The 24551-nt window shown below is 40.0% G+C and carries 28 protein-coding genes; 15 read left to right on the plus strand and 13 right to left on the minus strand.

Annotated elements, in window-relative coordinates:
• The first annotated feature begins 5 nt into the window (after positions 1 to 5).
• From ric to BUA60_RS16590, 5 genes are all read left to right on the plus strand, one after another.
• Positions 6 to 731: an iron-sulfur cluster repair di-iron protein gene (gene ric, locus BUA60_RS16570; protein WP_072863598.1), complete on the plus strand. Its 726-nt coding sequence runs from the start codon at positions 6 to 8 to the stop codon at positions 729 to 731.
• 166 nt (positions 732 to 897) lie between these two features.
• Entirely contained in the window at positions 898 to 1359 is a 462-nt protein-coding gene (locus BUA60_RS16575) for a hemerythrin domain-containing protein (RefSeq protein ID WP_072863599.1), read from the plus strand.
• 18 nt (positions 1360 to 1377) lie between these two features.
• Positions 1378 to 1662 (plus strand): hypothetical protein, encoded by a 285-nt coding sequence (locus BUA60_RS16580; RefSeq protein WP_072863601.1) that lies wholly within the window; start codon positions 1378 to 1380, stop codon positions 1660 to 1662.
• 6 nt (positions 1663 to 1668) lie between these two features.
• The gene (locus tag BUA60_RS16585; protein ID WP_072863602.1) at positions 1669 to 2004 is read left to right on the plus strand and encodes a 2Fe-2S iron-sulfur cluster-binding protein; all 336 of its coding nucleotides are present in this window, start codon (positions 1669 to 1671) and stop codon (positions 2002 to 2004) included.
• Between the two features lie 151 nt (positions 2005 to 2155).
• On the plus strand, positions 2156 to 2554 hold the full coding sequence (locus tag BUA60_RS16590) for a group III truncated hemoglobin (protein ID WP_072863604.1): 399 nt from the start codon (positions 2156 to 2158) through the stop codon (positions 2552 to 2554).
• Here BUA60_RS16590 and BUA60_RS16595 read toward each other — a convergent pair.
• The 10 genes from BUA60_RS16595 to BUA60_RS16640 all read right to left on the minus strand — a co-directional run bounded on the left by BUA60_RS16595 (position 2551) and on the right by BUA60_RS16640 (position 11253).
• Positions 2551 to 3768: a hypothetical protein gene (locus BUA60_RS16595; RefSeq protein WP_072863606.1), complete on the minus strand. Its 1218-nt coding sequence runs from the start codon at positions 3766 to 3768 to the stop codon at positions 2551 to 2553. The two genes, BUA60_RS16590 and BUA60_RS16595, sit on opposite strands and share 4 nt — an antisense overlap.
• 31 nt (positions 3769 to 3799) lie before the next feature.
• Positions 3800 to 4582 carry an ABC transporter permease gene (locus BUA60_RS16600; protein ID WP_072863608.1) on the minus strand — a complete coding sequence of 261 codons (783 nt, stop codon included), beginning with the start codon at positions 4580 to 4582 and terminating at the stop codon, positions 3800 to 3802.
• Positions 4575 to 5285, minus strand: a complete 711-nt coding sequence (locus BUA60_RS16605) for an ABC transporter ATP-binding protein (protein WP_072863610.1) — start codon at positions 5283 to 5285, stop codon at positions 4575 to 4577. Before BUA60_RS16605 ends, BUA60_RS16600 begins: the two co-directional genes overlap by 8 nt.
• Positions 5282 to 6520 (minus strand): nitrous oxide reductase family maturation protein NosD, encoded by a 1239-nt coding sequence (locus tag BUA60_RS16610; RefSeq protein WP_072863612.1) that lies wholly within the window; start codon positions 6518 to 6520, stop codon positions 5282 to 5284. Before BUA60_RS16610 ends, BUA60_RS16605 begins: the two co-directional genes overlap by 4 nt.
• The gene (locus tag BUA60_RS16615) at positions 6520 to 6813 is read right to left on the minus strand and encodes a cupin domain-containing protein (RefSeq protein ID WP_072863614.1); all 294 of its coding nucleotides are present in this window, start codon (positions 6811 to 6813) and stop codon (positions 6520 to 6522) included. Before BUA60_RS16615 ends, BUA60_RS16610 begins: the two co-directional genes overlap by 1 nt.
• A gap of 114 nt (positions 6814 to 6927) precedes the next feature.
• A complete protein-coding gene (locus BUA60_RS16620; protein WP_072863616.1) occupies positions 6928 to 7362 on the minus strand; it encodes a nitrous oxide reductase accessory protein NosL in 435 nt (144 codons plus the stop codon).
• A 9-nt stretch (positions 7363 to 7371) separates the two neighbouring features.
• Positions 7372 to 8016, minus strand: a complete 645-nt coding sequence (locus tag BUA60_RS16625) for a hypothetical protein (RefSeq protein ID WP_072863617.1) — start codon at positions 8014 to 8016, stop codon at positions 7372 to 7374.
• 134 nt (positions 8017 to 8150) lie between these two features.
• Entirely contained in the window at positions 8151 to 10112 is a 1962-nt protein-coding gene (gene nosZ / locus BUA60_RS16630; protein ID WP_072863619.1) for a Sec-dependent nitrous-oxide reductase, read from the minus strand.
• A 34-nt stretch (positions 10113 to 10146) separates the two neighbouring features.
• Positions 10147 to 10728, minus strand: a complete 582-nt coding sequence (locus BUA60_RS16635) for a fasciclin domain-containing protein (protein WP_072863622.1) — start codon at positions 10726 to 10728, stop codon at positions 10147 to 10149.
• An 18-nt stretch (positions 10729 to 10746) separates the two neighbouring features.
• Positions 10747 to 11253 carry a c-type cytochrome gene (locus BUA60_RS16640; protein WP_072863624.1) on the minus strand — a complete coding sequence of 169 codons (507 nt, stop codon included), beginning with the start codon at positions 11251 to 11253 and terminating at the stop codon, positions 10747 to 10749.
• Between the two features lie 609 nt (positions 11254 to 11862).
• On the opposite strand from BUA60_RS16640, the gene BUA60_RS16645 reads away from it, so the two are divergent.
• The 6 genes from BUA60_RS16645 to BUA60_RS16665 all read left to right on the plus strand — a co-directional run bounded on the left by BUA60_RS16645 (position 11863) and on the right by BUA60_RS16665 (position 18496).
• Positions 11863 to 12342 (plus strand): acyl-CoA carboxylase biotin carboxyl carrier protein subunit, encoded by a 480-nt coding sequence (locus tag BUA60_RS16645; protein ID WP_072863626.1) that lies wholly within the window; start codon positions 11863 to 11865, stop codon positions 12340 to 12342.
• A 13-nt stretch (positions 12343 to 12355) separates the two neighbouring features.
• Positions 12356 to 13831, plus strand: coding sequence for an acetyl-CoA carboxylase biotin carboxylase subunit (gene accC, locus BUA60_RS16650; protein ID WP_072863758.1), 1476 nt, complete (start codon positions 12356 to 12358; stop codon positions 13829 to 13831).
• Positions 13832 to 13880: 49 nt separating this feature from the next.
• Positions 13881 to 15422 (plus strand): acyl-CoA carboxylase subunit beta, encoded by a 1542-nt coding sequence (locus BUA60_RS16655; protein WP_072863628.1) that lies wholly within the window; start codon positions 13881 to 13883, stop codon positions 15420 to 15422.
• Between the two features lie 44 nt (positions 15423 to 15466).
• Positions 15467 to 16327: an acyl-CoA thioesterase gene (locus BUA60_RS16660; protein ID WP_072863630.1), complete on the plus strand. Its 861-nt coding sequence runs from the start codon at positions 15467 to 15469 to the stop codon at positions 16325 to 16327.
• Between the two features lie 406 nt (positions 16328 to 16733).
• Positions 16734 to 16904, plus strand: coding sequence for a DUF6747 family protein (locus tag BUA60_RS23070; RefSeq protein ID WP_178347017.1), 171 nt, complete (start codon positions 16734 to 16736; stop codon positions 16902 to 16904).
• Between the two features lie 377 nt (positions 16905 to 17281).
• Positions 17282 to 18496 (plus strand): DNA polymerase Y family protein, encoded by a 1215-nt coding sequence (locus BUA60_RS16665; RefSeq protein ID WP_072863631.1) that lies wholly within the window; start codon positions 17282 to 17284, stop codon positions 18494 to 18496.
• A gap of 741 nt (positions 18497 to 19237) precedes the next feature.
• On the opposite strand, the gene BUA60_RS16670 is transcribed toward BUA60_RS16665, so the two are convergent.
• A complete protein-coding gene (locus tag BUA60_RS16670; protein ID WP_072863633.1) occupies positions 19238 to 19870 on the minus strand; it encodes a 7-carboxy-7-deazaguanine synthase QueE in 633 nt (210 codons plus the stop codon).
• Positions 19871 to 20128: 258 nt separating this feature from the next.
• On the opposite strand from BUA60_RS16670, the gene BUA60_RS16675 reads away from it, so the two are divergent.
• Positions 20129 to 20368: a hypothetical protein gene (locus BUA60_RS16675; protein WP_072863635.1), complete on the plus strand. Its 240-nt coding sequence runs from the start codon at positions 20129 to 20131 to the stop codon at positions 20366 to 20368.
• On the opposite strand, the gene BUA60_RS16680 is transcribed toward BUA60_RS16675, so the two are convergent.
• Entirely contained in the window at positions 20358 to 20828 is a 471-nt protein-coding gene (locus BUA60_RS16680; RefSeq protein WP_072863636.1) for a hypothetical protein, read from the minus strand. The two genes, BUA60_RS16675 and BUA60_RS16680, sit on opposite strands and share 11 nt — an antisense overlap.
• Positions 20828 to 21091, minus strand: coding sequence for a helix-turn-helix domain-containing protein (locus tag BUA60_RS16685; RefSeq protein ID WP_072863638.1), 264 nt, complete (start codon positions 21089 to 21091; stop codon positions 20828 to 20830). Before BUA60_RS16685 ends, BUA60_RS16680 begins: the two co-directional genes overlap by 1 nt.
• Positions 21092 to 21393: 302 nt before the next feature.
• On the opposite strand from BUA60_RS16685, the gene BUA60_RS16690 reads away from it, so the two are divergent.
• From BUA60_RS16690 to BUA60_RS16700, 3 genes are all read left to right on the plus strand, one after another.
• Entirely contained in the window at positions 21394 to 21909 is a 516-nt protein-coding gene (locus BUA60_RS16690) for a GNAT family N-acetyltransferase (RefSeq protein ID WP_072863640.1), read from the plus strand.
• 320 nt (positions 21910 to 22229) lie between these two features.
• Entirely contained in the window at positions 22230 to 22823 is a 594-nt protein-coding gene (locus BUA60_RS16695; protein ID WP_072863642.1) for a DUF502 domain-containing protein, read from the plus strand.
• Positions 22824 to 22996: 173 nt separating this feature from the next.
• Positions 22997 to 23581 carry a YdeI/OmpD-associated family protein gene (locus BUA60_RS16700; RefSeq protein ID WP_072863644.1) on the plus strand — a complete coding sequence of 195 codons (585 nt, stop codon included), beginning with the start codon at positions 22997 to 22999 and terminating at the stop codon, positions 23579 to 23581.
• Positions 23582 to 24551 lie beyond the last annotated feature (970 nt).

Genomic DNA, 24551 nt, shown 5'->3' on the forward strand with positions numbered 1-24551 from the left:
TAACTATGGAAAATTTAATGACGAAGAATATTGGCGAAATAGTAGCAGAAAACTATCGTACGGCCCAAGTATTCAAAAATCATAAAATAGATTTTTGTTGCAAGGGAAACCGGAGTATTGTAGAGGTAGCGGAAAATAGTAAGCTGGACCCCAATCTTCTCTTACAGGAAATTGAAACAGTACAGCATCAAACCAATGATGACAATATCGATTTTAAAACATGGCCTTTAGACCTCTTGGCAGACTATATAGAGAAAAAACATCATAGATACGTTGAGGCACAAATACCTATCTTAAATCAATATTTAGCAAAACTATGCCGGGTACATGGCGACCGGCATCCGGAGCTTTTTGAAATTACGGAGCATTTTAACAAATGCGCAGGTGAACTGGCCATGCACATGAAAAAAGAGGAACTCATCGTCTTCCCTGCCGTACGCAAAATGATTCAGAGCAAACAATACGGTAACCCACTGGCAGAACAACATTTTGGCACCATTCAAAACCCCATACAAATGATGATGCAGGAACATGAAAATGAAGGGGACCGATTTAGACTTATTGATGAGTTGAGCAACAACTACAATCCACCTGCCGATGCCTGCAATACCTATAGGGTCACATTTTCCCTATTACAGGAGTTTGAAGAGGATCTTCATAGGCATATACATTTGGAGAATAACATACTCTTTCCAAAAGCTATTGCGCTGGAAAAGCAATTAAGTGCTTAGAGCTTACCAGACGACCCATTTTGTAACCAATAAGGTGCGGCATAATACTTTAAATAGTCTCCCCCCGCCGTGCCTCATTGGATTACAATGCCGCCAACCTCTACTGTACAAAACAGTAATCGGTTAACCATTAAAATTGGCCCTAACCATAATAAAACAACTTGATATGAAAGTTAAACCCATAAAAAGACATAAAGCCATACAACCATTGAGTAGGGAACACCATCAAGGTTTATTGCTATCCTGGAAAATTAGGACCGGTCTTTCCAAAGGAGTATCTACAGATCGGATAAAAACCTATGCCGATTGGTTTTATAAAACCTATTTGATCCCACATTTTGAAGAGGAAGAAAAACACCTCTTCCCTATTCTGGGAAATGACAACAGTTTGGTAAAAAAGGCAATTGCACAACACCGGAGACTGGATCGCCTTTTCCATAGCACCACCGAATTAAAAAAGTCCCTAAACCACATAGAGGAGGAACTGGAGCAACATATACGTTTTGAGGAAAGGGTACTGTTCAATGAAATTCAGAAGGTGGCCAATGAACAGCAATTGCAATTTATTTTAGAACATCATAAGGAAACCAAATTTTTGGAAAACACCACAGATAGGTTTTGGGAATAACACTAAAATTTGATGATTATGAGACTTTACAATCAACTGCTAAACGAATTTAAAAGGGAACAGACAGGGTATTCCACCATTGCCATTATTGGGCAAAGTTGTATTGGATCCGTGGCCGCCATGGTAGTCCTAATGAACCATATGCCCGAGGCAATCAAATTGTCCTTGCTTTTCCTGGTAACTATTTTATGCATGGCCTATAACGCTGCGGTTTTGGCTAGATTAAGCACTAAAACTACCTTTAACCTATTAGTTTTGAGTGTCATTTTCAGTATCTTGACCATTGTAGGGATTCTTATTTAAAAATAAATGAAGCCGGAACCCTACACTTTTACTTATATAGACGAATTTGGCCACACCAATTCCGCCGCTTGTAGGCAAAACGAATACCATAGCCTCATGGAACTTCTTTTTGACAAATATTTGCAGGAATGGGGTGACTGTAAGGGAAGGGCATGGTGCGGAACTTGTCATATACAAATTCTTGAAGGATCTTTAAGTTCGAAAATGCAACAAGAAGAAAAACAGACCTTGTCCCATCTTGATGATGCCTGCGCTCAAAGTAGATTGGCATGCCAAATTCCCGTCAATGCGGAGCTACATAATTTAGTTTTTAAAGTTATAACGGAAAATGATTACGGATAAAATATTCCACAAACATGAAAACACAATAAATTATGAAATGCCTGTGTGGGTTTGAACGATTGCCAATACCTATTCCACATAACCAATTATTGTAAAATACAAATGCAACGAATTACCTTTACGGTATTCCCTAAGGAGTTAGATTAATCTTATGTTATTAAAATCGGAAATTAAGGAGAGACAGGATGTAAACCTATTGGTGGTTAGTTTTTACGCCAAGATTAGGGAGCACGAAATATTGGGGCCCATTTTTAATGGCATAATCAAAGACTGGGACAGTCACTTGGAATTATTGACCGATTTTTGGGAGAGTCAATTACTCTTAAAACGAAAATATATAGGCAACCCCATAGCCGTTCACCAAGAGGTAGACAAAAAAATGAACCATACAATCACCCCGGAACATTTTGGACTTTGGCTTAACGAATGGTTTGCCACTATTGATGAGCTTTTTGAAGGAGAAGTTGCATGGATTGCCAAGAACAGGGCCCAGAAAATGTCCACCATGTTATATATGCATATCTATCAACACAGGATCAAGGGCAATTAAGCTTCCGTCTTAATCAGATTGACCTTGTTGGGCCATAGGACCAAAATTAGGGCTAGCGGAATTAATAGACTTCCACCTGCAAGGAATTGTGAATAATCTTCAAACAGGGGCCAACCCAACCATGCCGCCATCCCCCTATAAAAAATAAGGGCTTCTGTAAGTAGAAAACCGCCCAAATAAAATGCTATGGCCATTTTGGACAATTTTATCAATCCAAAAAATTCCAAAAAGAAAAATAATCCTATGCTAATGACCCCCAAAAAGGTCCAATGTAAATAACCAATAGTAAAATCCAAAACCGTAGCCGCCAAATTTGCAAAGTAGGGCCAGGCGGTGAACCATTGCAAAATCATTTTAATCAACAATAGGAAGGCAACCAACTTTAAAACATTCAACTGAAGTTGGGAAAGGGCAGATTTCATAATCGTCCTGTTTATAAAGCAGATGTTTATTAAAATTCCAAAGCCTATTAACTGCAATACGGCGCCCAGACCTCCCAAAATGTAATATATCATTGGAGGCCCAGTCCACAGCGTAGACAGAAAAAAACTCAAAATAATTCCCAGAATCGTAGTCAGGAAAAAGTTCCTAAATGTCTTGGTGGAAATTTTAATTTTAAGGTATTCCAAGAAGTAAAAAAAAAGTCCTATAAGTGCCAAAATCATCCATCCGTTGTACTGAAAGTGCAAATAGAAATAGATAGCCAGTCGGTACCATATGGATTCAGGGCCCAAAACCGTCATAATAGCACCTAAAGACCAAGGGCCTATACTAGATCCTATCATAAACCAGAGGGCATACTTCAGGCAGATATAGGCCTTTGTATCCTTTAAGGATTTAGGAGCATATTTTATAAAAAAAGCGGAAAACCAATAGGAAGCCAAAAGGAATAAGGTAGAGAACACTATAGAAAACAAGGCATACCCCTGAAAGGGAAAAGTTAACAACATCCCCAGTAAACAGATCTGTGTAAACCAGAAAATCCTGCGGTACTTCCTCTCCAGACCCTGCTTCACCATAAAAAGATGGTACAACAAGGTGGTAAGCGCAATATATACCCAACCCAAAAGTGCTATATGGGAATGGGTATGTACTATAAACCGGTAATTGATGGGCAGTGGGGCAACTACAAAAGTCCTCAATACAACACCAAGCAAAGCGGCCAATAAAAAATAGCCTAAGGATACTTTAATATGGGATTTGGTAGCAATCACGCACTATCATGGAATTGAGCTAAAGGTACTATTAAAAATCCTTTCTTTTGGCAACATAGCCCAAACGCCAAACAGGGATGACCGTCCAAAGGAACAACATAAAGATAGACATTAAAAGCCCTAGGTTTGTACCAAAAAACTGCTTAAAAATAGCTCCGGTATACCCCAAGAGAGCAGAAATATCCAGTTTCAGCAAAATTAAGGTCCGGGATAGGTCTATTGGATTAAACATCGTTGCAATCAAGGAAAGGTTATCCAAGGGATACTCCTCAAAAACAATTAATGACATTAGAAAGAGTCCGTCGTAAATTACCGCCAAAAACAACCAGGCCAGTACGGCATATCCAAATCCTTTTATCTTATTTTCATTGGCAAGGGCTATATTAAAAGCTACAGCGGTAAAGATCAATGTTAAGAACGCACCCGTTAACAATAATAGCGAAAAATCCCAAATGGCATTACTTTGGAACAGTCCGTACAATGTAAACGGAATACCCAGCCCCAATACCAGGCTCACCGTCAACGAACCGGCAACTCCAAAATATTGGCCCAGAAAAATAGACGACCTTTTAATGGGCTGCGCCAAAAGTAGTTCTGTAAATTCCTTGGAGTTATAGTAATACATTACCCCAAAAATAGTCCCGATCAAGGGTACCAATACAATGATAACGTTCATTAAGGTTATCACGGCCTTGGAGAGCTCGTTGTTCAAAAACAGTAGTACAAAGCCCAACAACAGATAGAACAGAAAATACACGTAACTCCAGCGGCTACGCATTAGGTCGTAAAAACTATATTTTAATATTTTAATCATGGTTGTTGTGGGTTGATATTGCCGCAATGGCATGTTCAAAATTGCTTTGTCCGGTTTTGGTCTTTAATTCCGAAATACTGCCTTTAAAGTAAATTTTACCTTCCAGCAGATATACGATCTGGTCGGAAACCTCTTCTACAAACTGCATAATGTGGGAGGTGATCAAAAAGGTCTTTCCCTTAGCCTTTTCTTCAAAAATAAGTTCCTTAAGGCGGATCAGCGCCAAGGGATCCAGACCATTGGTGGGTTCGTCTAAAATAATCAAGGGACTGTCGAACATAAAGGTCAATACAATGTTTACCTTTTGTTTGGTTCCCCCGGAAAGGTTGCTCAATTTTTTATCCAGAAAAGGCTCCAATCCAAATAGGCCGATTAACTTTTGCTCATTGCTGGGTTTCTGCCTAATATCCTTTATCATTGCTATTAATTCCTTAACCCTAAGGTTTCCTGGGAAATTGGCAATTTGGGGAAGGTAATTTATGTCCTGACGATACTTCCACTTATTTCTAACTGGGGAATCCATCACGGTTATGCTGCCTTTATTGGGAATTACCATCCCCAGTAAGGTTTTTATCAAAGTAGTTTTACCGGAACCATTGGGTCCCAGGATAGCAAAAATTCCACCTTGGTGAATATCGAGCTCCAATCCGGCCAATACCACATTTTTACCAAATCTCTTATGAAGGCTTTCAACCTGTATCATTTAATTTTTTTCATTAAAGGTTTTGCATCAACTAATTCGTCCGGAGTAAAAACAGGGGACACTTTTTCCGAAAAATCGATAATATCCATAAATAGACTGCGCAACAGAATAATAGTTTCTGGGGTTCTGTTTACGATATAGGAAAACAATTTTACCGGTCTGTAGGGAATATCCCCAGTTCCGTTCCTATCCAGATCATAACCTGTATAGTCGCTCCAATAGTTTTCCTCAAAAATATTATCGTTCAAATTGCTATTGTAGGCCAGATCAAAGGAATTGTACATAAAGTTATTATGGTTAAAGGTATTGGAATAACAGGCTCCACGTACTTTAATGGCCCATCCATTTTTTATGAAATTATTTTTTGAATAATTTATCCTATTGGAGCCTTCAATGCTGATACCCACCGTATTCTCCTCAAAGGTATTGCCCGTAATTTCCGCATCGTTGATCTCTTTTAACAACACGCCAAAGGAAGTGGTTCCCCAATTCTTTTTAAACGTATTGCCCAGCATTTTTATCCTTTTGGAAAACATGACCGCTACCCCTGCCCCATTATTCTCAAAGGTATTGTCCTTATAAATGTCATCATTGGAGAACATAAAGTGAAGCCCATACCGAAGATTGTCCGAACTAATGTTGTTTTCAATGGTGATATTGTCCGAGAACTCCAGGTAGATGCCATCCCTAACATGTTGAACAATATTGCGCTCCACAACTATATTTTGCGAATACCACAGTTGTATACCATTCCCCGAATTGTATTCGTCCACGGCATCCCCGATGATCTTATTATGGTATACCCTGCCGTTCTTGCTCTTCTCCAAATAAATACCGAAAAACAGCTTTTCCAGCACCACGTTCTGTATTAAAAAGTTTTCGCTCTGCACCACCCTTATGGCGGCATAATCTGCCGTATAACTGGTGCCCACGTTTATAATAAAAAGGCCGTCTATGGTAACATTGTTTGAAACTACGGTTATGATCTCGCCATTATCCTCCCCATCAATTACAGGATAGTTTTCCCCAATGATGGTCAAGGGTTTGGTGACTTGAATATTGAATTCCTTATAGGTACCTTTTTTGATCAAAAGTGTATCAAAATCAGCAGCCACGGCTATGCCTTGCTTTATGGTTTTCACCTCACAGGATCCACAGACCGTAATGGTCCCAGCCCACAAATGATTACCAACAAGACATAACAGAAAACAGAAAAGTACTGTTATCCTTCCCATTATCTAATGATCAGAAATTTGGAATTTTCCTCGGCAGACACCCAATGTGGCACATCTTTGGGAAAGCTAAAGTGTTGTTGCCCACTTATAAAATAGGATTTACCATTGATATGAAAGATGATCTTTCCTTCCAAAACAATCAATTGAACATCCCTAGGGGCGGTATGTTCCGGAAAAATGGCATCCTTTTCCAAGCTAACATTCAAAATCTCCAAGGCATCTGTTTTTACCAATTTATTTACCTGAAGCTTATTGTATTCCTGATTTTTTATCTGATCGTTAATGGTGTACATAGTCATTGTTTTTTAAGGCCATTTATTTCCAAACATATCTAAATGTCAGAATCAACATAAAAGCCAGTTCTTGATAACCTTCCAAAGCAATCCCTTGGATTGCTTTTTGGATGTCTATAAGTTAAATCTTAGTTTAAGTTGTTCCCAGGTCAATAGGTCCCCCTCATACGTCATTAGGGCATCCACTGCCGCTTGCTCCGTCTTAAAGGCCGTTAAAAATTCCCCCATGGGACTAGGAATGCGTTCACTGATCAGATAGGTAGCTTTAGTTGCATTTATCAATTCCCCAGGTTGATTGTAATCATTGACCAGATAAAGGGCTACCTGTTTCTGGTCTATATCCTTGAGGTGGTTCATCATACATTCACTGGAATCGAACTTAAAGACCTTACCTTTATCCGTAACAATTTCAGCGGCATGTTGCCGGTCCACAATGGTCATTCTACAAAAATGACATCCATCAGATCCATAGGCAATGGGCTTAGGACCAACGTTACAGGACGTGACCAACATTAAAAACATAAAAACAACTATACTATACTTCACCATATCTTAAAATTATGCAGCTACCGCTTTTTTTGATTGCTGTTTTACCTTTGTCCCCTTACTCTTCCAACCTATATAGGATGCCAGCAATGTAAGCGACATTCCGATGAACATCATATAGGCCCCAATACTTGGAAGGGAGGTTACATCAAAATTCAACATTTTTTGGAAACCCAACAAGGGTGGTTTATAGGTCATTGGGGTTCCATCCTCATTGACAACCTTTATGATGGCATGTGGATCCAAGTTGGAACCATAATCCGTTAGCCATTCATTAAAGTCGTACATACCCAGAACGCCTAAAACGGACATCAAAACAAACCAGCCCAAAAACCATTTAAAATCTACTTTTCCAAAGAATCCCAATAGCCCTATTAGCACTCCAAGTACCACCATTCCTATAATTACCTTGGGAAAAACATCAAATTCCCACATTTCCCCGGGTTTTGGAATCGTCTTCATACCAATATAATGATTTAATCCGTCTATATTCTGTAAATCAAATTCTGAGACACCCTCAATTCCTGAAATATGAATATTCATGCCCAATGGTTCTGGATATTGAGGCGCTCCCAACATAATGTTCCACAAAGGAAAGGCAAACAATCCCAATAGAAATAGGGGACCAATAATCATTATTAAACTTGCATTTTTCATTTCTTATCGTCATTTTATTATTTACAAATCGAAAAATGTATTGGATGGTTGTCCCCTTCTTCAACTTGTTAAAAAAGCGGGCAGTTTCTTAAACTAGACCCGCTTTTCATCTTAAAAACTAATAATAAGTAATCTTAATCGCCTAGGGACCAGGATAGCTCTATGTTGGAATTTGCTGGTGAAACCCTAACATATCCTTGCATCTCTTGGTGAAGTGCAGAACAGAAATCGGTACAGTAGAACGGCCATACCCCAACTTGTTTAGGTTCCCAGATAATTGTCTTGGTCTGACCCGGCATAACCAACAATTCGGAGGTGTTAGCACCTATTACAGCAAAACCGTGTGGTACATCAAAATCCTGTTCTTGATTGGTTATATGGAAATATACTTTGTCGCCCACCTTAACACCTTCAATGTTGTCAGGAGTAAAATGACTTCTGATGGTTGACATATAAATATGAACATCCTTACCATCGCGCACTACCTTGGCATCAGCTGCCCCTAAGGTAGCATATGGGTGTTTGTTTTCTGCCAGCTTATAGATCTTCTGCGATTTTGGCGCTAGGATCTCAGCCGGGATTCCTGCCGCATAGTGTGGCTCTCCATGAGTGGGGAAATCATAAATAAGTTCCATTTTATCTCCTGAAATATCATATAATTGAGCAGAGTGCTCCAATTCAGGACCTGTGGGCAAATATCTATCCTTGGTAATCTTGTTCATCGCTACTACATATTTACCAAAGGGCTTTCTTGAATTTCCTCCTGGAATCATCAAGTGACCTACAGAATAATAAGTTGGCTTTCTATCGATAACCTCCCAAGTTCCCAATTTCCACATCACCACCTCCGAAGAGATAAAGAAGGTAGTATAGGCATTGCCCTCGCCATCAAATTCGGTATGTAATGGTCCAAGACCACCACTTTTTACGGTTCCGGCTAGTACGTCCTCAAATTTTAGGATAGGAATGCCATAGGCTTCCCCATCAAACTTTTTACCTTCAATGGCCGCAATCATTTTATCAAAAGAGTGCACTGTTAAATCTGCCGACAGCTTTCCGTTACCAATAATATATTCGCCAGAAGGATCCACATCACAACCGTGAGGTGATTTTGGAGTGGGTAAGAAAAATACCGCTCCAGGTATTTTGGTAGGATCTACGGTAAGAACTTCTTTTCTCATAATAGAGGTTGCCGTATGGGTATGCTCGTCATATACGTTATGAGCGTAATTTGCAGGCATTTTTGTACCACCTCCATTGTTTACGTATTCTTCGATTTTTTTCCAGTTTATAGCTGCAATAAAATCCTTGTCATTTTGAGATGCGTTAACCTCTAAAAGCGAGTTAGCCTCTTCCGTATTATAGGTGGTAAAGAAGAACCAACCGTGGGATTTTCCACGTCCGGGATGTGATAGATCATAGTTAAAACCAGGCATCAATATTTGGAATTTAATATCCATATGGCCATGTTCCGGATCTACACTAATAAAGGATAAGGCACCCTTAAAATTGCCCTTGTATTCCTTAATTGGCATATCGGCCTGGGGAACAGGTACCGAGAAACGGGTTCCTGCCACAACATATTCGGTGTTTTCGGTAATGAAGGACGAACTGTGGTTACCGGCACTATTGGGTACCTCAATGATTTCCTCAGTTTCAAAGGTCGTAAGGCTTATACGTGCAATCCTTGGGGTGTTATTTCCATTTATAAAGATCCATCTTCCGTCCAATTCTCCATTGGTTTGACTGATATCAGGGTGGTGGGAGTCATCCCATGGCACAAAGCCAAAAGAGGTGTTCAACATTGGCTTGGTCTCCTCCGAATAGCCGTAGCCAGAGGTGGCAAATTGGGAGAATACGGGGATTTCCTTGAACATACGTCCAGATGGCAGTCCATAAACTGTTAGGTTGCCGCTATATCCCCCGGACATAAAGGCGTAAAACTCGTCATGTTCCCCAGGGGCCACATAGACTTTTTCAGCGTTGCTCGAATTTAATGCTCCTGAAGAACCTTTGCCTTGATTGCCGTTACCGCAACTAGTCAATAAGGCGGCAAAGCCCAAGAGTCCCATTACTAAATAGGTATGCTTTTTCATTGTTTTTGATTTAATTGATTATTGAGTTCTATAATTATTCTGTTGGGGGCAACATTACTTTGTCTACCACATGTACAATTCCGTTGCCCGCAGGTACACTGGCCAAAATTTTAGCGCCGCCTACCAAAACATCTTCCCCTACTACCTCAACGGCAACGTTCTGATCATTGGCCTGCCCCAATTTTTTAAACTTCATTAAAAATTCCTTGCTGTAATTACCAGCCGTAACATGATATTTTAGAATATTGGCCAAAGCCGCTTTGTTCTCCGGCTTTAATAGGTCTTCCACAGTGCCTTCGGGCAAGGCTGCGAACGCTTCATTGGTAGGGGCAAATACCATTAGGGGACCTGCATTTACCAAGGCGTTTTCCAATTCCGCGGCCTGCACCGCTGCCACCAAAGTAGAATGGTCTGGGGAACCCATTGCAATCTGCAGAACATTGGGCGTGGAACCATCATCTTCGATAAAGGCCTGGCCCTGCTTTTCAACTTCCTCCGTCCCAGCGTTGTCCTGGGTAGGGGAGGTTGCCGTCTTCGCTTCATTTTTACAACTGAACATAACGCCCAGCATCAGAAATGATAATATAAATGCCTTTAAATTGGTTGTCGGGAACATAGTGTTATATATTTAAGATTATAAGGTTCTAAAGTATTCCAATACTGCCCTGGCCTGTTCTTCGGTAAGTCCTTGATTGGCCATTGGAGCTCCGTTAAATTCGGCCAATAAAGCTTTTGCCAACGGATCTTCCTTTACCATAACCTCAGGGTTCAAGATCATGTTCATCACCCATTCTGGGCTACGTCTTTCTAATATGCCTTTTGGAGCAGGCCCTATGAATTTTTTATCTACCCTATGACAGGCCAAACACATTTGGTTATAGACTTCCTCTCCTTTTTTGGCCATTTCCTGATCCACTTCGGCGGCCAAACTTACCGAGGTAATGGGCCCAACTCCTTTGTTGGTCAAATCTATGGTCTCAGAGGGTTTTACATCTGATGCGGCCGGCGCTGGCGCAGGTTGTTCCGTTGTGGTCTTTGCCCTGTCCACGCTAAAACCTTCTTTTTTCTTTTCTTCCTTACCTCCACAGCTCATCATTAAAACTGAAAAAAGAACTGCGCTACTTTTTAAAATTATTTTCATCACTTTATTTTTATTTGTTGTTTATAGGTCGTTTTTAACTATTTGTACTTTTAATTTGAACGTTGTTGATGGAAAAGATTTAATGCATAATTTGCGATTTTTAACAATTTATTGGGACAAAATTAGGTTGCCATTGAAACAAAAAACATGATAAAAATCATATTAAGGATAAAAATGTCCTTTTTTTTGTTCGTTTATTCCTGAATGAAACATTTAAATGGGTCCTTTTTGCTAAATAAACCACCCTTTAATACCCTAAATAATTGAGGTACAATAAAATAACCTTCACTTTACATGAATCTATAAAATCCCAGATCCTAGGATTTAACTCAGCAGTATCTGTCTTTTAAATCTTTTACATATCTTAGTAAAAGCACTTCAATGGAAACATTGGTGCCAATTGTCAGGATAATTTTTGGGCCCTTTAAATTTATTTTCAAACCAACATTGAAGGTCCAAGAATGGGATATAAAATGATTTGCGACAATGTGGAGTGGTTTATTGGCATTTTACATTTAGCATTAACCTTTTACATCCTTTGTTTTTAATTATTAATCGCGCCATGGTCTTATCAACACAAGCCTATGCCCAATTGCGAACCCGTATTTTATGGCCAACTACGATATTACCATCGATAAGGAAAAATTCAATTTAAGTTCCAAGTATATAGCATCCCTGGATATTGTTCCCATAGGCAATCAGCAATTTCACGCGCTTAGGCACAACCGGTCCTATAAGATCAAAATCTTGAATACCGATTTTGCCCAAAAAACTATGACCTTGGAAGTAAATGGCAATACTTATGAAATGGTCCTGGCAGATGAGTATGATCAAATGGTAGACAAAATGGGATTGTTATCTACCAAAACCCATAAAATAAATAATATTAAAGCCCCCATGCCCGGGCTCATAATAGATGTTATGGCCATGATAGGACAAAAAGTAGAAACGGGAACTCCCTTGATAGTGCTATCGGCCATGAAAATGGAGAATATCATCACCTCTCAGGGGGAAGGCATTATAAAAAGTATAAATGTCGAGGTAAACGATGCTGTGGACAAAGGACAGCTAATTATTGAAATGGAATAGCCTTAGTATGGAGATAAATAAAATATTGGTAGCCAACCGGGGAGAAATAGCCTTGCGTATCATGCGGACGGCTCAAAATATGGGAATAAAAACAGTGGCGGTCTATTCGGATGCCGATAGGGAGGCACCCCATGTACGCTTTGCCGATGAGGCCGTTCACTTAGGAAATTCACCTTCTTCGGAATCCTATCTGAATATGGACAAAATTGTGGAAGCAGCAATAAAAACCAAGTCCCAAGCTATACATCCAGGGTACGGTTTTTTAAGTGAGAACGCCGTTTTTGCCCAACTGGTAGCCGACAACGGAATTACCTTTATAGGCCCCAAGCCCCATGCCATAAAGGTTATGGGCAATAAATTGGCGGCCAAGGAGGCCGTAAAGGCTTACAATATTCCCATGGTACCAGGTATTGAAGAGTCCATTACCGATATTGCCCTGGCCCGGAAAGTTTCCGAAGAGATCGGATTCCCCATTTTAATAAAGGCCTCCGCCGGTGGTGGTGGCAAAGGAATGCGGGTGGTGCATCAGCCATCGGAATTAGAGGAGCAGATGGAACGTGCCATAAGTGAGGCCAAGGCCGCCTTTGGAGACGGCGCGGTCTTTTTGGAGAAATATATTGAATCTCCCAGGCATATAGAAATCCAGATATTGGCCGATACCCATGGCCACATTATACACCTATTTGAAAGGGAATGCAGTATACAAAGAAGGCACCAAAAGGTAGTGGAAGAGGCCCCGTCCACCATATTGACCCCTAAAATAAGGGAAGCTATGGGGGAAGCTGCCGTAAAGGTAGCCAAGGCCTGCGACTATGTAGGGGCCGGAACAGTGGAATTCCTCCTGGACAGTGATAAAAATTTCTATTTTCTGGAAATGAATACCCGCCTACAGGTAGAACATCCGGTAACAGAATTGATTACCGGTATAGATTTGGTGGAACAACAGATCAGAATTGCCAGAAATGAAAAGCTGGCATTTTCACAGGAAAACTTAAGTATAAAAGGACATGCCCTGGAAGTTAGGGTGTATGCGGAAGACCCGTTGGACAATTTTCTACCCAGCATGGGTACTTTGGAAACCTATAGGCGGCCACAGGGCAAAGGAATAAGGTTGGACGACGGATTTGAGGAAGGCATGACCATTCCCATTTATTACGACCCCATGCTGGCCAAATTAATTACCTATGGCAAAAACAGGGAAGAAGCTATTCAATTAATGATCAATGCCATATCGGAATACAAGATAAAGGGCATATCCACTACCCTAGCCTTTGGCAAGTTTGTCTGTGAACATAAGGCCTTTACCTCTGGGAATTTTGACACCCATTTTGTTAAGAACTACTACACTCCGGAACTGTTGCAACAACAATATCAAGAGGAGCGCGAAATTGCGGCCATGGTGGGATTGAAACTGTTTTTGGAACACCAGGACATACTTAAAGTGCCAAAAAGTGAAAACTCCAATTGGCCCATAAAACGGACCAATTGATAAGTACCATTCAGGACCAATGGTCTTTTAAGGCAAAAAGCATTATTTAATGAAGGAAAAAACAAAAATACTCGAAGATAAAATTGCCCAGGCCCAATTGGGTGGAGGCCTAAAACGTATTGAAACCCAACACTCCAAAGGCAAGCTTACTGCCCGGGAACGAATCCATTTTCTGTTGGACGAGGGATCGTTTGAGGAGCTGGGTGCCCTGGTGACCCATAGGACCAAAGACTTTGGTATGGGCAAGCAGATATTTTATGGGGACGGGGTAGTTACGGGTTATGGAACCATCAATGGCAGACAGGTCTGTGTTTTTGCACAGGATTTTACCGTATTTGGAGGTTCGCTTTCCGAGACCCATGCCGAAAAAATATGCAAGGTAATGGATATGGCCATGAAAATAGGTGTGCCTATAATTGGCTTGAACGATAGTGGTGGGGCAAGAATACAGGAAGGGGTTAGATCTCTAGGCGGTTATGCCGATATCTTTCATAGGAATGTAATGGCCTCTGGGGTAATTCCGCAAATTTCCGCCATTATGGGGCCCTGTGCCGGAGGAGCCGTCTACTCCCCTGCCATGACCGACTTTACCCTGATGGTGGAAAATTCCAGCTATATGTTCGTCACCGGTCCCAATGTGGTTAAAACCGTGACCAATGAAGAAGTAAGTTCGGAAGAATTGGGCGGGGCAATGACCCACGCCACCAAATCCGGAGTTACCCATTTTACAGCTGAAAATGATCTGGAGTGTCTTGGCCAAATAAAGGAACTTGTTGGTTATTTACCGCAGAATTGTGAAGATTCCCCCATGTCGCTCCCCTATTCCCTAAATACCGAAATCAGGGAAAAATTGGAAAACATAATTCCCGAAAATGCCAATCAGCCCTATGACATGAGGCATATCATCAATGAAATCATAGACGAATCCCCATTCTTTGAGGTCCATAAGCATTATGCGGAAAATATTGTCGTGGGCTTTGCTAGATTGGCCGGAAAAAGTATCGGGATCGTTGCCAATCAGCCTATGAGCCTAGCTGGGGTTTTGGATGTAAACAGTTCCAAAAAAGCGGCCCGATTTACCAGATGTTGTGATTGTTTCAATATTCCCCTTTTGGTATTGGTAGATGTCCCAGGATTCCTACCAGGTACCGATCAGGAATGGAACGGCATAATAACCAATGGTGCCAAGCTGCTGTACGCCCTTAGTGAGGCCACGGTTCCCAAAGTAACGGTTATTACAAGAAAGGCCTACGGCGGGGCCTATGATGTGATGAACTCCAAACATATTGGGGCCGACCTCAACTATGCCTGGCCCGGTGCCGAAATTGCGGTAATGGGGGCCAAGGGAGCCAGTGAGATCATCTTTAAGAAAGAAATAGATTCGGCAGAGGATCCGGAGGCCAAATTAAAGGAAAAAGAGGAGGAATACGCCGATAAGTTCGCCAATCCGTACAGCGCAGCGGAAAGGGGGTTTATAGATGAAGTAATCCTTCCCAAGGATACCCGGAGGAAATTGATAAAAGCCTTTGCGCTGCTAGAAAATAAAGTGGTGCAACTGCCCAAGAAAAAACATGGTAATATACCTTTGTAATCCATTGCCGACCACTTAGCGTAATTATGAATCGATAACAGAACATGAGCAATTTAGAAGAACTTATACAATTACTTACTTTAGAACGTATAAACGACAATACCTTTGTGGGACAAAACTATCAGGCCCCATGGGGCAGGGTCTTTGGGGGACAGGTTTTGGGCCAGTCATTGCATGCCGCCTACCAAACAGTATCCAATGATAAGATGGCCCACTCCATGCACGGGTATTTTATTTTGGGGGGAGACCTGAGCATTCCCATTACCTATGAAGTAGATTGTCTGAGGGACGGACGTAGTTTTACCACACGTAGGGTGGTAGCAAAACAAAACGGCAAGGCCATATTTAATATGGCAGCATCCTTTCAGATCAAGGAAGATGGTGTGGAGCACCAGATTACCATGCCCAATTTAATTACCCCCAAAAAGTTAATGAACAGCTTGGAGCAAATTGAGGAAATGAAAACTACAGATCCGGACTCCTATAACCTTATAAAACTTACCCATCCCAAGGTCTTCGAATTTAAACCCGTTGAACGGTTAACCGCCCTACTTGCCAAAGACGGCCCACCATTCAACCATATGTGGATGCGCGCTACGGAGAAGGTAAAAGCCGATTTGCCACTACAACAGCAATTATTGGCCTATGCCTCGGATTATAACATTCTAACGACCGCATCCCTTCCCCATCGTGAAGAACTTAGAAAGGGGAAGACATTTTATGCCAGTATAGACCATGCTATTTGGTTCCACCGCAATTTTAAAATAGACGAATGGCTTTTATACACTATGGACAGTCCCAGTGCGTGCAATTCCAGAGGTTTTTCCAGGGGGAGTATTTTTGATAGAAATGGTGTTCTGGTGGCCTCTGTGGCACAGGAGGGTTTAATGCGCAGCACCAAGTAGATTAACAACACAGGATTGTTCGAAATTAATTTTAGGAACATCTCGTCATGCGATGGTGCCCAATACCCATTTTTCGACCCTCTTAACCGTATATAGATCAGTGTCCAATGATTTTTGAAAAGGCCCAAAAGCATTTTTTGCAATCTATTTCCTTAGGCCAAACTTACGCCCACCTTTTGCAGACGGGCTTGAATAGATGAACTGCACTTCGGTTAAACACCGATAATATTCATAAAATAGCTCTTGGATCATTGAACACCTCTGCGGTTTATCCCTTGTATAATGCCGTTTATCCGAGCAAAAATATCCCTCTCGTTTTTTAACCATTTTTTTCCCCTTTTGACCACTAAATTTCCATTTAGGCCAAGGCTGGTCGAATTTTGCCGTATAACATTAAACAGAAGATATGAAAACATTATTACTCGTTAAAGAAATTTATTTAGAAGGATTTAAAAACTTGGGAAACATCATTGTCAGAAATTATTTCAAAGCTTTCCTATGGTTCAGTGTAGCTATGTTTGCCGTTGTATTGTACGCTTTCATTTTTAGATTGACCACTGGATTTGTTTGGGATTAAAAAAGGCAGATATGCAATAGTATGAAAGTTATGCAATATTTAAGGGAATTATTGGTAGGAAAAAGTGATGGAATCGAGGTTCCAATGACACTAAAATTGTTATTGATCTTGGTCTTTCTTTGCTTTTTCCTAGCCTTATTCTCTATTCTGTTGTACACCTTTGAATAGCATTGCTTTGTTGCAAAAACATTAGGTTCTGCAAACTTTCAATTTTACACTATTTTTTAATGTTATGTAGTTCCCCCATTTCAACTGTATAACCAAGATAGTTTTTTTTGATGTTGGTCCAAGCGTAAATTGATCTTGAAATAAATTATGGATATTATCCAAAATATTGGAAATATTCCATAATTTAGCATACCCTTTTTTGGTATGCCATGAACAAGACAATACTTCATTTGGATTTGGATACCTTTTTTGTATCCGTAGAGCGACTTCAGGACAGTAAATTGGAGCATAGGCCCATACTCGTTGGCGGCGTTAGCGACAGAGGAGTGGTGGCCGCATGTAGCTACGAGACCAGAGGTTTTGGGGTGCATTCCGGCATGCCTATGAAAATGGCCAAGGAACTCTGTCCGGAAGCCATTATCATAAAAGGGAATGCGGGAACCTATAGCAAACATTCGGATATTGTAACCGATATTATCAAAGAACAGGTACCGGTCTTCGAAAAATCAAGCATAGATGAATTTTATGCAGATCTTACGGGAATGGACCGCTTTTATGGTTGCCACCAATTCTCTACCGAACTGCGCCATAAGATTATCAAGGAAACCGGACTTCCCATTTCCTTTGGCCTGTCGGTAAACAAGGTAGTATCCAAAGTAGCCACCAATGAGGCCAAACCCAACAATGAACTGAAGATAGATATAGGCCATGAGAAACCTTTTTTAGCGCCCTTATCCATAAAAAAAATACCTATGGTGGGTGACAAGACCTACCAGACCCTCCGCAATTTGGGATTACGCCAAATAAAGACCATCCAGGAAATGCCCATGGATATGATGCAGCGGGTATTGGGTGCCAATGGGGGTGTAATATGGAAACGGGCCAATGGTATAGACAACACACCTGTCATCCCTTTTTCCGAACGTAAATCCATTTCCACCGAACGTACTTTTGAGAGGGATACCATAGATGTCATTAAACTACGGGGAATCCTTATTGCCATGACCGAGAATCTGGCCTATCAGTTGCGGAGGGGAAAAAAACTTACCGCCTGCATTGCGGTAAAAATTCGCTATTCCGATTTTAATACCTATTCCAAACAATTAAAGATTCCGTACACCAGTGCGGACCATATCCTGATTCCCAAGATTTTGGACCTCTTCAACACATTGTACAACAAAAGACTGTTGATTAGGCTTATCGGTATTCGTTTCAGTCACTTGGTTCAGGGCAACTACCAGATAGATCTATTTGATGATACCGAGGAAATATTAAACCTGTACAACGCCTTGGACAAGATTAGGGAACGCTATGGGGACAAGAGTGTTATAAGGGCCTCTGGCATGGACGCCAAGACCATTGGCAGAATGCACAATCCTTTCAACGGCCAGCCCCCTATTGTATTGGCTCATAGGAAACAGTGAGGCTGTGTTTAAAGTTCAAAGTTGGAAAGTTCAAAGCCGTTTCCGTCATTTAGGAGATTCAGTCAACATACCTGAAGGCTGGCGTAATCGAGAGCGAAGAAGACAGCAAAACTAGCAATCACCCTCAAAAAAAGCTCCTTCCCCTAGCTAGGGGAAGGTGGATCCTCAACTATCATGCGAGGAGACCGAAGGGGTGCCTGCTTATGGTTAATTAATCAGTAGTGAGCAATCAGTATTGAGTAGTGAGAAAAAAGAACCTAGAATCTAGAGACTAGATCTTAGACGCTCAAAGTAGTTGCCGTCATTGCGAGTCTACCTGTCGATAGACAGGCTTGCCTACCGATAGGTAGGTGTAGCGCGGCAATCTGTTTATTGCAATGGCGGTAAAAGGTGAACAGTAGTGAGAAAAAAGAAACTAGAATCTAGAGACTAGAGACTAGAGACTAGAGGATATAAATCGAAAGTCATTTAGGGGATTCGGCCTACATAACTGCAGGCAGGCCTGTCTACCGGCCTCTAGGTAGACGTAATAGAAATCGTAGTAGACAGCAAAAATTGCAATCACGCTAAAAAAGGCTCCTTCCCCTAACTAGGGGAAGGTGGGTCCTCAACTATCAGGAGAGGAGACGGAAGGGGTGCCAGCTTATGGTTTAGGAAATAGGTTTATTAAGTAGTAGTGAGCATCCTGTATTCCAAGATCTTTAACTTTAAACTTTCCAACTTTGAACATTCAACTTACGTCTACGGTATATTCAAATACTTATGGGTCTGTAGGGACACTTTCCACTTGGGGTTTTGCATTACATACTCTACGATCCAGGGAACTACCTTGTCCCGTACGCTCCATTCTGGCTGCAGGTACAAAATACAATCCTTATTGGTCTTCGCCGCCTGTTCCTCGGCAAAAATAAAGTCGTGCTTATTGTACACAATCATCTTTAGTTCATGCGCCTTCTCATAGATAATGCCCTCGGGCAACTTGTTCTTTTTGGGGGACAGACAGATCCAGTCCCAGGTTCCTGAAAGCGGATAGGCTCCGGAAGTCTCTATATGGGTCTTTAGGTTTTTGGCCTTAAGGGCATCGGTTAGGGGCCCCATATCCCAGGTAAGGGGTTCTCCCCCGGTAATGACAATGGTATCGGAATATTTGGCCGCATTGGTTACAATATGGTCTATCCCTGTTGGAGGGTGGGTTTCCGCATTCCAACTTTCCTTTACATCGCACCAATGGCAACCCACATCGCAACCGCCCACACGTATAAAATAAGCCGCAGTCCCCTTATGGAAACCTTCGCCCTGAATAGTGTAAAACTCCTCCATTAAAGGCAGCATAAGGCCTTGATCTACCAACGCTAAAACATCTTCTTTTACCATGGCGCAAAGATAGAAAATACCCCGCTCTGGCACTACTAATTAAGAAAAAGATATTTTGGCAAGCGCTAATCCCTGCTTTTCGAATAAAATTGTAAATTAAACTTTTATAACTGCCCGAAGAATTAATTGTAAGTGCAAAATAGACTAACTTTAGATGACCAAACACTCTCCAACCCAACTTGAATGGGATATGGACACAAATCCTTAAATGGTTACTCCCAAAAAAATCTCCTTGCAAACCCAAAAAAATGAGTTTAAATGAAGATAAAAGAAATACTAGAGAAGTTAGATTCTGAAAATAACTATATAGGTTTTCAACTTTCAAAAAGAAATGGGTTGATTAATACAACTTGGCTTCTATATAAAAAAGACTTGGCATACTATTTTTTTGATATAAACCAGAAAATCGAATTTGAGGATAATTACAAGTACAGTACAATAGAATTATTAAATGAGCTGGAAAAAGCAAGTTTTGAAATTGAACTATCTATAAATTAATCTGATATTGGATTCTTCTATTTCTGATTTTTTTTTCTAGTTCTTCAATTGTTAACAATGCATAAGAAGGAGACTTTTCATTTAAACAAACGAAACAAAATCTAAATCTATCTCCTAATAATTTACCAAAATTAAATTCATTTTCTGTCGCACCAAAAAAGAACCCTTTTGGATTTTCAGGCAAGTATTTCTTGGTGGTTTTCAATTCAATAAATAGAATCTCGTCAAGATGGGTTTCTATGTAATCTTTATCAAACACAATCCCTTTTAATTTCGGTATATAAACCATATCAAAAGATTGTAAAAAATTATGTGGAATATTGACTTTGTCCAGAAGTTCCTTTTTCATCAACTTATCAATTTTAAAGAAACCCGTCTGTTCTTCAACCAGATAATTTATTCCTTGTTTTTCCGTAACATTATTAGATAATGTCAATTTGAAAGAGTGTTTTCTTGACATTAATCTTCAGTTTTTAACCTGTATTGTTTTAGTAATTCTTTTGAATTATTAAATTTTAATAGTTCATCAATTGTTAAATCGAACGCTTTAGCAAAAATTGCCATATTGGTAAGTGAAATATTCCGTTCGCCTCTTTCAATCATTCCAATATAGGTTCTGTGAAATCCCGTTTTATAAGAAAGTTGTTCTTGACTCAAATTTTCCAGAGTTCTTAAGTGTCGAATTCTATCACCAAATTCTTTTAAAAGAAAGTTATTAATCATTGATTAAAACTATACATATTGTATGTTTTGATCAACAGACAATATGTATCATAAATGATTCTACCTTTTGCCTTTGAGATTGAAGTCGACGTACTTTTTGTTGGCTATTTGAAACTAAATGAATTGCAATTAACAGTCAAAAACATTAGGCAAATTCAACATTATTTAGTCAATCCTTACTGTGTTAGGAGACTGGCATTTTGATAGTACCCTAAAAATTGCTTTAAAATCTAAAAGCTTCTTATATTGTTAAAGAAAAATTGTTGATTTTAGAGATGTCCTTAAAAAGGTAAGGTTATATTATGATTAAAATAACACAGGCAAATAGGGAGCACTCCCAAATAATTGCCGAAATAGGAAAACAAGCCTTTTGGGAATCCCACGGGCACAGCGCTTCAAAAGAAGATATTAACAGCTTTATTGCTAAAACCTATAGCAAGGCGGCCATTAATAAGGAATTTGAGAATGCAAATATCCTATACCATCTGGTCTCTTTCAATGATAAAATTGCAGGCTTTTCAAAAATTGAATTAAACACTTCCAACATTAATATTAAGGATCCAAACATAACTAAACTGGACAGGCTTTATCTTTTAAAAGAATTTTATGGGAAAAATTTAGGTGCAAAGCTAGTCGATCTTATTATTGAATTATCTAAACAAAACCATCAGAACGGTATTTGGTTGGCTGTTTGGAAAGAGAACCAAAAAGCGCTGAACTTTTACTTAAAAGCTGGATTTAAGATTGTTGGGGAGTTTAATTTTAAAATATCGGAAACTCACTCCAACCCCAACCACATCATGTATCTAAAATACTAACCCTATTCCCTTAAGATTCAATATTTAGGCGAGTTCCATTGAATTTTAATACCTAAGGAGGCAGGACTGCCATTATGTATAAACTTAATTTCAATTATTTTTGATTTATGAAATGAGCATTGACCAAATTAATTTTTGCATACACTATCAATAATTATGGCGACAATACAACTAAACTCCCTGTCTTCCGGCAGACAGGCTTAGGTGTAATTGCCCGTTAATCGTTAAAAAAAAATAAATGGTAGGCGGGGGCGTAGGGGGCGTTTTATGCAGAATATTTTTATAACCCTCATTATTAGATTAATATAAATTTTAAAGAGATGAAAAGAATCGTTAATTATTTTCTACAAGGCTTGTTATATATAGCACCCTTGGGAATCACGGCCTACATTATATATGTCATATTCAATTTTATAGATAATCTATTGCATGACAAGCTAGAGGAAATTTTTAAAATTGATATTCCGGGATTGGGATTGGCGGTAATCTTTATATTTCTTGTTTTGGTCGGGATCGCAGGACAAAGCATATTTGCGCAACCATTTAAGGTATTGTTTAAACGGATTCTTGAAAAAGCCCCTTTACTAAAGCTAATATTTTCAGCTTTGAACGATCTTTTCTCAGCCTTTGTTGGCAAGGAAAAGAAGTTTAATAAACCTGTGATGGTCTTGGTGAACCCCATATCGAATTTAGAAAAGTTGGGTTTCCTCACCGAAGAGGATTTAAGTATCCTTGATGAAAAGGAAAAGGTAGCCGTTTATTTTCCACATTCCTATAATTTTTCCGGAGAGTTGTTCATAGTACCTAAAAACCAAGTAAGGTTAATTGATGTAAACCCTTCGGCCGTTATGAAATTTATTTTATCAGGGGGTGTTTCAGGTATCGATGAAGAAGAAGAGACTCCCAAAGATTAGAAACCTATGGTATAGGTCAGCAATTTTATTCATTGTTGCCCTAATGGTACGCTTGTAACTTATTTTAGTCAGTTCCCTATAAACATGACGCTTATTTTGCCCCAAAATTAATAACTTAGGACATATACTCTAATCAAGTACCTGGTTATAGGTTACTTACAAAATCAGACCTTATGAACCCAAAAGTGGTGGATAGATTTTTAGACAGGGCCAAAAAATGGAAGCCGGAAATGACTTTGTTGAGGGAAATCTGCCTGGATTGTGGCCTTACGGAAGAATTTAAATGGATGCACCCCTGCTATACGTTCCAAGGCAAAAATGTTGTCTTAATCCATGGATTTAAAGAATATTGCGCCCTTCTTTTTCATAAAGGAGTCCTGTTAAAGGACACCCACAACATTCTAATCCAACAAACCGAGAACGTACAAGCTGCCCGTCAACTAAGATTTACAAGCCTACAGGAAATCATAGATCTAAAACCTACTATCAAAGCCTATATTTTTGAGGCCATTGAAGTAGAAAAAGCGGGCTTGGAAGTGACATTGAAAAAGACCTCCGAATTTAATATGCCCGATGAACTTAAAGAGGCCTTGGATAATAATCCCGACTTAAAAGCTGCCTTCCATAGCCTTACCCCAGGAAGACAAAGAGGATATTTACTGTATTTCTCACAGGCCAAACAATCGGCAACAAGAGCCAATAGAGTGGAAAAATATATCCCTAAAATTCTTCAGGGCAAGGGGTTGAATGACCAATAACAACACTGCACATAATCACATTGCTCAAATGGGTGCCAATGGCAGGACATTTGGCCATCAGACCTTTGAATTAATGATTGAAACTACAAGGAAGGAATTAACAATAAACCTAGTAATTGGAAAAACCTCAACACAAAACCAACAGGCCAAAAGACTAGTGGAAATACTAGGATTTACGAATACAGTGTCAAACGATTTAGAAACCCATCTGTCGAAAACATTAACTGGTTAAAAACTTTGATTATTCCCAAACGCTGTGAGTATTAGATAATATGAGATTGAACTTCCCCAGAGTTCATGCTGTTCATTTTTTGCATCGCCCAAAAAACGACCAGGGCCGAATAACCAAGGTACATTGTACCATGGTTAGGAGGAGCCAGCTATAGCGCGGGCATGTATCTTATCTGGACGCCTGCCTGGCGGTAGACAGGGCTACCCCCGCCCCAGTGCGAAAACCACTTGATTTAAGACGAAATTAAAAATAGGCCGTTCCTTAATCCCGTCAAACTACATACCGAAGATAAATCATTGTCATTTATCAAATTCCTCTGAACATTGTCTTCAAAGTCTATGGACTGGTCGGTCTTCTTCCGTGGTGGAGATGTCATGGCCGTAAAGAATTATTGAAGCCTTGGAAATAATTTAGGCCATGGCATCGGTCCTTAAAATCCCGAGATTTTAGGGACCACATAGTGAAGAAGGGTCTTTTCTTTTGTTTCGTTTTCTTTGGACAAGCAAAGAAAATGAAAGGATTATAACAAGGTAAGCAAATGTTTTGCCTAAAGACAATAATTAAGAATAACCTATTAACTTCAATAGCTACAACAGTCCAAAACTTAATATAAATAAACAATGCCCAGGATCCAAGACCCTGGGCATTGCCATTGCTCCAACGAACCATTAGGTTTAAATGGTTATTATCTGGAGCTACCTCCTATTATATGTGAATTCGACATAAAAAATAATTACA

The sequence above is a fragment of the Arenibacter palladensis genome, assembly GCF_900129275.1.
GTDB classification, from domain to species: Bacteria; Bacteroidota; Bacteroidia; order Flavobacteriales; family Flavobacteriaceae; genus Arenibacter; species Arenibacter palladensis.

Excerpts from the sequence above, each read along its gene's own strand:
- ric (WP_072863598.1), top strand. The coding sequence starts at position 6 with ATGGAAAATTTAATGACGAAGAATATTGGCGAAATAGTAGCAGAAAAC.
- BUA60_RS16575 (WP_072863599.1), top strand. The coding sequence starts at position 898 with ATGAAAGTTAAACCCATAAAAAGACATAAAGCCATACAACCATTGAGT.
- BUA60_RS16580 (WP_072863601.1), top strand. The coding sequence starts at position 1,378 with ATGAGACTTTACAATCAACTGCTAAACGAATTTAAAAGGGAACAGACA.
- BUA60_RS16585 (WP_072863602.1), top strand. The coding sequence starts at position 1,669 with ATGAAGCCGGAACCCTACACTTTTACTTATATAGACGAATTTGGCCAC.
- BUA60_RS16590 (WP_072863604.1), top strand. The coding sequence starts at position 2,156 with ATGTTATTAAAATCGGAAATTAAGGAGAGACAGGATGTAAACCTATTG.
- BUA60_RS16600 (WP_072863608.1), bottom strand. The coding sequence starts at position 4,582 with ATGATTAAAATATTAAAATATAGTTTTTACGACCTAATGCGTAGCCGC.
- BUA60_RS16605 (WP_072863610.1), bottom strand. The coding sequence starts at position 5,285 with ATGATACAGGTTGAAAGCCTTCATAAGAGATTTGGTAAAAATGTGGTA.
- BUA60_RS16610 (WP_072863612.1), bottom strand. The coding sequence starts at position 6,520 with ATGGGAAGGATAACAGTACTTTTCTGTTTTCTGTTATGTCTTGTTGGT.
- BUA60_RS16615 (WP_072863614.1), bottom strand. The coding sequence starts at position 6,813 with ATGTACACCATTAACGATCAGATAAAAAATCAGGAATACAATAAGCTT.
- BUA60_RS16620 (WP_072863616.1), bottom strand. The coding sequence starts at position 7,362 with ATGGTGAAGTATAGTATAGTTGTTTTTATGTTTTTAATGTTGGTCACG.
- BUA60_RS16625 (WP_072863617.1), bottom strand. The coding sequence starts at position 8,016 with ATGAAAAATGCAAGTTTAATAATGATTATTGGTCCCCTATTTCTATTG.
- nosZ (WP_072863619.1), bottom strand. The coding sequence starts at position 10,112 with ATGAAAAAGCATACCTATTTAGTAATGGGACTCTTGGGCTTTGCCGCC.
- BUA60_RS16635 (WP_072863622.1), bottom strand. The coding sequence starts at position 10,728 with ATGTTCCCGACAACCAATTTAAAGGCATTTATATTATCATTTCTGATG.
- BUA60_RS16640 (WP_072863624.1), bottom strand. The coding sequence starts at position 11,253 with ATGAAAATAATTTTAAAAAGTAGCGCAGTTCTTTTTTCAGTTTTAATG.
- BUA60_RS16645 (WP_072863626.1), top strand. The coding sequence starts at position 11,863 with ATGGCCAACTACGATATTACCATCGATAAGGAAAAATTCAATTTAAGT.
- BUA60_RS16655 (WP_072863628.1), top strand. The coding sequence starts at position 13,881 with ATGAAGGAAAAAACAAAAATACTCGAAGATAAAATTGCCCAGGCCCAA.
- BUA60_RS16660 (WP_072863630.1), top strand. The coding sequence starts at position 15,467 with ATGAGCAATTTAGAAGAACTTATACAATTACTTACTTTAGAACGTATA.
- BUA60_RS23070 (WP_178347017.1), top strand. The coding sequence starts at position 16,734 with ATGAAAACATTATTACTCGTTAAAGAAATTTATTTAGAAGGATTTAAA.
- BUA60_RS16665 (WP_072863631.1), top strand. The coding sequence starts at position 17,282 with ATGAACAAGACAATACTTCATTTGGATTTGGATACCTTTTTTGTATCC.
- BUA60_RS16670 (WP_072863633.1), bottom strand. The coding sequence starts at position 19,870 with ATGGTAAAAGAAGATGTTTTAGCGTTGGTAGATCAAGGCCTTATGCTG.
- BUA60_RS16675 (WP_072863635.1), top strand. The coding sequence starts at position 20,129 with ATGAAGATAAAAGAAATACTAGAGAAGTTAGATTCTGAAAATAACTAT.
- BUA60_RS16680 (WP_072863636.1), bottom strand. The coding sequence starts at position 20,828 with ATGTCAAGAAAACACTCTTTCAAATTGACATTATCTAATAATGTTACG.
- BUA60_RS16685 (WP_072863638.1), bottom strand. The coding sequence starts at position 21,091 with ATGATTAATAACTTTCTTTTAAAAGAATTTGGTGATAGAATTCGACAC.
- BUA60_RS16690 (WP_072863640.1), top strand. The coding sequence starts at position 21,394 with ATGATTAAAATAACACAGGCAAATAGGGAGCACTCCCAAATAATTGCC.
- BUA60_RS16695 (WP_072863642.1), top strand. The coding sequence starts at position 22,230 with ATGAAAAGAATCGTTAATTATTTTCTACAAGGCTTGTTATATATAGCA.
- BUA60_RS16700 (WP_072863644.1), top strand. The coding sequence starts at position 22,997 with ATGAACCCAAAAGTGGTGGATAGATTTTTAGACAGGGCCAAAAAATGG.